Below are 6,891 nucleotides of genomic sequence, written 5' to 3' on the forward strand. Positions count from 1 at the left end.
CCGAGCCGATGACCCCGCCGCACGATCGCCTGCGCGAGCAGGTGGACGCCGAGCTGGCCCGCGTGGTGCGCGAGCACGCGGGCCGGCTGACGGCGTGCCTGGTTCGGGTGCTGGGCGACTTCGCCGCCGCCGAGGACCTCGTCCAAGACGCCATCGAGACCGCCCTGCGCCGCTGGCCCATCGACGGAATCCCCGAGCACCCCGACGCCTGGCTGCTGACGACCGCCCGCCGCCGCGGTATCGACCTGCTCCGCCGCCAGGCCACCTACCGCGACAAGCTCGCCCAGCTCACCGGCCCGGTACCGGCCGAACCCGATGACTGGCTGAGACTCATCTTCACCTGCTGCCATCCGGCGCTGCCGCGCACCGCGCAGATCGCGCTGACCCTGCGGACCGTGTGCGGGCTGACCACCGCCCAGATCGCCGCGGCGTTCCTGGTGCCCGAGGCCACCGTGAGCCAGCGCATCACCCGCGCCAAACGCAAGATCACCGACGCGGGCATCCCGTACCGCATCCCGGCCGACGCCGACCTGCCCGACCGGCTCGGCCAGGTTCTCACGGTCATCTACCTGCTGTTCAACGAGGGCTACCTGACCAGCACCGGCGACCGTTCGCACGCCCCCGACCTCGCCGGGGACGCCGAATGGCTGGCCGCCCAACTGGCCTGGCTGATGCCCAAGCAGCCCGAGGCGCTCGGCCTGCTCGCCCTCATCCGCCTGCACCAGGCCCGCACCACCGCTCGCTTCGACCCGGCCGGCAACCTGGTCCCGCTGCCCGACCAGGACCGCGCCCGCTGGGACCACGCGGCCATCGCCGAGGCGACCCGCCTCCTCGAACGCGCCGCCGCCCACCGCCGCCCCGGCCCCTACCAACTCCAGGCCGCCATCGTCGCCTGCCACGCCGAAGCCCCCACATGGGCCGACACCGACTGGCCCCAGATCGTCGTCCTGTACGACATGCTGCTGGCCCTGGCCCCATCCCCGGTGTACCGGCTGCACCGCGCCATCGCCCTGCGCCACCACCCCGGCGAACGCGGCGGCCCCCGCAACGCCCTGGCCGACCTGGACGACCTTCCACCGGCCGACCGCAAGGTCCTGGAGCGCTACCCCCTCTTCCACGCCACCCGCGCCGAACTGCTCCGCGCCCTCGACCAGCCCGACACCGCCCGCGCCGCCGACGAGCGCGCCCTGGCCCTAACCACCAACCCCGCCCAGCAGAACCTGCTACACCAGCGCCTCGCCTGGAACTAGCCCACCGCGACCACTCGGCCACCAAGATCGCGCGTCCCTCTCGGCACCTACTTGCCCACCGCACCATCGGGCGCCCAGAAATCCAAGACGAGGAACGCTACGTCCTCAAGCGCCTCGACGAGGACTTCTAAAGTCCAGCGGGCGCGTCCACGCATCAGCTCCCACACCCTGGACAAACCACGTTTGCCCAGGTCATAGCCTTGATGTGTGGGGAGACGGTGGGTCGGTCCCAGGGGGTGGGACGTGGAGCTGATCCGGCTTGACGGGCGGTCGATCCTGCGCGCCCGCCAGCACGGCGTCCTCCGCGGCTACTACGCCACCATCGCGGAACTGGAAGTGGTACTGGCGGCGGCCGGGCTGACCATGGCCGACCTGGTGGAGGTCCTTCCCACCGCCGCTCGCCGCTCCTCTCATTGAACGCCACCTCATTGCGGCGCTGGAAATCGCCACTCAGGTCGGCAACCGGGAAATCGTCCTCACTGATCAAGGCTGTGGAGTACTCGCTGGGCCTCGAACTGCGAAACGTACGCAGAGGCGACACGATGCGACGATCACGTCGAGCCGAGGTCGAATACACCCGGATGCGGTGGTCGGCCAAGGGGACGGGGCTACGGGAGGCCGAGGGGTGGGCGCTGGACGGTCTGGGGGTCTGCGCGCGTGCCGCCGGTGACATGGACCGGGCCGGACGGTATTCCGCCGAGGCGCTGGGAATCGCCATTCAGGTCGGCAACCGGGAAGGGGGACCCTTTGCGACCTCGGCGGCTGCGCTCGCCACGCCGGTGATCGGGCGCGCCAGGGACCTCTACCCGCGGCCGCCCACGGCGCGCGGGACGTGGAGGGCTGGGCCGCGGACGGCCTGGGCGTCTGGACGGGAAGATGGCCGCGGCAAACCTCTATCGGCAGGCTCGGCAACCGGCCCTGCGGCAGTTAAGCCACCGGTTGCGAACGCCCTAGGCCGTCAATACAGCCGTTGATCCCATCCGGGTTATCCCGGCCAAGGGCATCGCCGACATGAAAGACAGACCAGCGGGGGCTCGACCACATCGAGCCAAGAGAGCAGGACCGGACTAAGGGACGCGCCGCCCGTGAGATTATCGACGCGTTACCGGAGGTACGTGTCGCCTTGCGGTAAATAGGGGCTTGATGGCCCTCCGCTGCGATCCAATCAGGGGCCCTGGACCATGACCGTTCACGAACTCCTTTCCACTGATCCAGCGGAGCTCGGCCGTTACAAGGTGACCGGGCGTGTCGGTAGTGGCGGGCAGGGGACGGTCTATCTGGGGGAGGATCAGGCCGGACACAGGGTCGCAATCAAGGTCCTCAACGAACCCTATCCGGACATGGAAAACCGGCGGCGGCTGGCGAGGGAAATCCAGGCGTGCCGTTCGGTCCCCCCGTACTGCACGGCCCAGGTCCTGGACGCCGACGTCACCGGAGACCAGCCCTTCGTCGTCACCGAGTTCATCGACGGGCCGTCCTTGGACCATCGCGTCCGCACCGACGGCCCGTTGCACGGCGACGAGCTGGTGAACCTGGCGATCGGCACCGCGACGGCACTGATCGGGATCCACGAGGCGGGGATCGTCCACCGCGACCTCAAGCCCTCGAACGTGCTTCTCGGCGCGGACGGCCCGCGCGTGGTCGACTTCGGGCTCTCCAGCTATGCCGACCTCGAACGCACGACGATGGCCAACCAGCCGATCGGCACACCGGTGTATCTCGCGCCTGAACTGCTCAACGGCGAACAGGCGACCCCGGCTTCGGACGTCTACGCGTGGGGGCTCACCGTCGCCTTCGCCGCGCGGGGCCGCGCGTCCTTCGCCGGCGACAATGTCACCGCGTTGTTCTACCAGATCATGCATACGGAGCCGGATCTGGAAGGCGTGCCAGGGGACCTGCGCACACTTCTCCGGGAGGCGACCCAGAAAGAGCCGGCCATCCGGCCGACCGCACGCGACCTGCGTCGCCGGCTCCTGGACATGTCCTCCCCCGGAGTAGCCGAAACGCTGGCCAGCGGATTCCAGGACGACGAGGATCTGCCCGCCCGCTACGCGAGATTGGGTCCGAACGCCCAAGCACTGCTCAGACGCGCGCCGATGCTCGGGCCGGACGAGCCGCTCACCGCCGAGACCGCCGGCCTGCTGCTGGACGCCGCGCCCGCCCGTGCCGCCGCGGCGCTCACCGAACTGCGGCTCTCCGGCCTCATCCGGGTCCAGGGCAACGGGTTCGATATCACGGACCCCGTCGTCCACGCCTTCGCCCAGCAGCGGATGGTCGCCGAGGAACCGGGCATACAGCAGATCGTCCTCGCCCGTCTGCGCCTGGCGGCCGGAAAGCGTGCCACGGTACGGCCGGATCCGACCGTGAGCCGGGACTTCTGGACGCTGGTCGACCGTCTCGGCAAACAGCCCTACGCGGCGTCCATCGCCGCGATCATCCGGTCCCCGACCACGGTTCCCCCGCTGACGATCGGGATCGCCGGTCCGTGGGGCGCGGGCAAGACCTCCCTGATGCGGATGGTCCGCGAGGACCTCGACCCCGCGGACGACAAGGGCGAGCGATCGAAGATCAGGCTCCGCGGGGGCGGTGCCCGGCTGAGCAACCGGGACGTCCTCCGCCGTGCCCGCGCCGGTGCTTCGGACCCCTGGCCTGCGGTCGTCCCGGACGCCGATGACGGATGGCGTCCGACCATCTGGTTCAACCCCTGGATGTACCAGAGCGGAGAGCAGCTCTGGGCCGGGCTCGCCCAGGAGATCATCAAGCAGGTCACCAGCCGGCTCGGCATCGCCGACCGCGAACGGTTCTGGCTGGAGCTCAACCTGCGCCGGGTGGACACCGAGGAGGTGCGCCGACGCGCATATCGCGTGCTCCAGCAGCGCATTCTCCCGCTGGCGCTGATCTTCGTACTGGTGGGCGCCGTAGCGGCGGGCCTGCTCGCCGCAGGCTGGATCTGGCCGCACGTCGCCGAAGCGCTGCGACGCGCGTCGGCCGCGGTCTTCTCGGGCGGTGCCGCGGCCCTGGCCGTGGGCGCCGCCGTCCGCTGGTGGCTTTTCCTGCGCAGCGCGGCCGGGGGCACGTTCGAGCGCCTGCTCAAACAACCCGAATCGACCCTCACCGAACCCCTGTCGGCGGCCCCGCGCGACCCCGGATACGCGGCGCGGACAGGCTTCTTGCATCTCGTTCATGCGGACGTGCCGCGGGTGCTCGACCTGGTCGCCACCGAGCAGCGGCCCTTGGTGATCTTCGTCGATGACCTCGACCGTTGCACACCAGCGCAGGTCACGAAAGTGGTCGAGGCCCTCAACCTGTTCATGGCCGGTGAGTTCCCGCATTGTGTGTTCGTCGTGGCGATGGAACCCCAGGTGGTCGCCGCCCACCTGGCGTCCGCCTACGCCGACTCGGCGGGACGGCTGCCGGCCGACGAACGCCTCGGCTGGCGCTTCCTCGAAAAGGTCGTCCAACTCCCGGTCTGGCTACCGACCACCTCCGCCGACCGGATGCCCGGATACCTGCGGGACCTCCTCGGCGCACAGAACCGTCCCCTTGAGGAGACCCCGGAGGACCCGCTCGCCGAGCCGGTCGAGGACGGTCACCTCGTCGACCGGCTGGCGTCCGAGATACGCAAGCGCGGACCGGCGCTGCCGACGCTCCAGGAGGCGGCCCGGCAGGCACAGTTGAACGTCCTGGGGAGCGCCGAGGAGACCCTGGAACCCGAGACGATGCGCGCGTTCAACCGGGTCTTCGCCGAACTGTACAGCGCGGACGTGGCATATGAGGCGTTGCGAACATCACTGCCGCTTCTGGATCGTCCCAACGCCCGCGCGGTGAAGCGCTATGTGAATCTGTTCCGATTCCTGACGTTCGTCGCGCACTACGAACAGACGGCGCGGGGCGTTCTCGTCCCGTCCGCGGGAAAGCTGGCCAAACTCGCCGCCCTGCACCTGCGCTGGCCACAACACGTACGAGCGCTCGCGGAGATCGACAGCGAGGGCACGACGCTCCTCGCACGGCTGGAGAAGGCGGTGCGCATGGGGGTCCCGGACGCGATCTCGATCGAGGCGCCGTTCCTTCCGGAGGACGATGCCGCACGACTGCAAGAGTTCCTCGCCCATGGCGAGGAGATCGCCGAAGAGGCCCAGCGCTTCTTGTGACCCTCCCCGAACATCCGCCACGCGGGGCCTGCCCGGTGCCGCCTTTCCGCAGCCTTGTACAGTGCGGATGGTGCCTGGACGCGGACGCCGGTGATGTCGGGGTCGGCGCCTCGGCCATCGGCCGGCGAATGCCATTTCGGAACGAGGCGGCTCGCACCTACCCGCAGTGGGGATCGGATGAAGCCTGGATGCCCCCGCCGATAACGACCGTCCACCACTCGGCGCCGCCGTACCCGGCCTGCACCCCGACTCCGATCGGCGGCCAATGCTTCGGCAGCGACGGGCGGCTGGCCACAATGAATCGGTACGGACCCATGCCATGGTGCCGCAATGTGGCGATGATGTCCGAAGGTCCACGACACATCGTGTGTCTGGAGTTCGGCGGAGGTGAGGACCGGCGGAAGCGGGTCTCCGACGATTGGCAGCAACGGCGACAGGTGCGAAGAGGAGCGGCGCATGGGCTGGGAGCGCAGGCGCATGCCGCGCGTATGGCCCGTTCTGAGAACGACTAGCAGGTCGTCGCGGCTTGGGGATGACCTGCGGTAGGCGGCCAAGGTCTATGAGCGGGGCATGCTGGGCCACTCGCTACCCTGGCTGAGGCTCGGCCGTCTCCGTTAGGAGAGCATCACTTCGTACTCGACCTGCTGAAGTGGGTTGCCGTCGCCAAGATCGTAGGAGCGGGTCGTGCCCGACTCGGCGAAGCCGCACTTGGTGTAGAAGCGGCGTGACTGGGCTGTGTCGCGCAGCGTCCAGAGATGAACATGCTGGAAGCCGTCCTCCCGAGCCTTGTTCAAGGACGCGACCATCAGCACTTGGGCGATGCCGCTCCCCCAGCCGTCGGGATGAGCGTAGAAACCGAACAACTCCGCCGAGCCCTGCCGCACCGGTGAGGGGCCCAGATAAGAGAAGGCGAGCGGACGTCCGTCCAGAGCGGCCAGCAAGACCGCGTTCTTGGACGCCGCGATCACGTCATGCCACTTGTGGCGGCGGTGCCTGAGAGCCTCGGCGAAGAACTCCGGCTCGAAGAACCCGGCGTAGGCGGCCTTCCATGACTCCACATGGATCTCGCCCACAACGTCTCCATCGCTGGGAGAAGCGGCGAACACGGTGAAGTCTCCGGTCACGGGCCTATGCTACGCGCGCCCTTGGCTTGCCCGATCGGCCTACTGGTCATCAGACCGAGTTGACGTACGAGCACACAAGCGCTCCCCCAGCGATGGGGATCAAGGGATCCGGAAGAGTGACCCTTTTTCATCCGTCCGGGCGGACGCTGATCACAGCATGATCGCGATGCGGGCGTTCGGCGGGTGAGGTGAAGAAACCCCCTGGTAGACGGGTTGATCACCACAACCACCGCGTCCGGACCAGGGGCTCTGCATGCTGTTCTATCGCGCCGCCGTCGATTTGTCGCGTGCAACGCTGAACTACCTGGCCAGACTGATCCGTCGGCGCCGCAAGGCGATCGGGTCGGCCTGGCGGCTGCTCAAGGC

The 6,891-nt window shown here is 69.0% G+C and carries 4 protein-coding genes; 3 read left to right on the forward strand and 1 reads right to left on the reverse strand.

Annotated features, from left to right (window positions below; translation table 11 throughout):
• Positions 1-8 precede the first annotated feature (8 nt).
• The 3 genes from QSK21_RS26290 (at position 9) to QSK21_RS26300 (ending at position 5,401) form a co-directional block, all read left to right on the forward strand.
• Positions 9-1,250: an RNA polymerase sigma factor gene (locus QSK21_RS26290; RefSeq protein ID WP_285699740.1), complete on the forward strand. Its 1,242-nt coding sequence runs from the start codon at positions 9-11 to the stop codon at positions 1,248-1,250.
• Positions 1,251-1,457: 207 nt separating this feature from the next.
• On the forward strand, positions 1,458-1,667 hold the full coding sequence (locus QSK21_RS26295) for a transposase (protein ID WP_285699741.1): 210 nt from the start codon (positions 1,458-1,460) through the stop codon (positions 1,665-1,667).
• Positions 1,668-2,431: 764 nt separating this feature from the next.
• Entirely contained in the window at positions 2,432-5,401 is a 2,970-nt protein-coding gene (locus QSK21_RS26300; protein WP_285699742.1) for a serine/threonine-protein kinase, read from the forward strand.
• Between the two features lie 614 nt (positions 5,402-6,015).
• Here QSK21_RS26300 and QSK21_RS26305 read toward each other — a convergent pair.
• Positions 6,016-6,525: a GNAT family N-acetyltransferase gene (locus tag QSK21_RS26305; protein WP_285699743.1), complete on the reverse strand. Its 510-nt coding sequence runs from the start codon at positions 6,523-6,525 to the stop codon at positions 6,016-6,018.
• Positions 6,526-6,891 lie beyond the last annotated feature (366 nt).

This window comes from Actinomadura sp. NBRC 104412 (genome assembly GCF_030269515.1).
GTDB lineage: Bacteria > Actinomycetota > Actinomycetes > Streptosporangiales > Streptosporangiaceae > Spirillospora.

Bases quoted from the DNA above. Each gene is read 5' to 3' on its own strand.
- QSK21_RS26300 (WP_285699742.1), top strand. From the start codon at position 2,432: ATGACCGTTCACGAACTCCTTTCCACTGATCCAGCGGAGCTCGGCCGT.
- QSK21_RS26290 (WP_285699740.1), top strand. From the start codon at position 9: ATGACCCCGCCGCACGATCGCCTGCGCGAGCAGGTGGACGCCGAGCTG.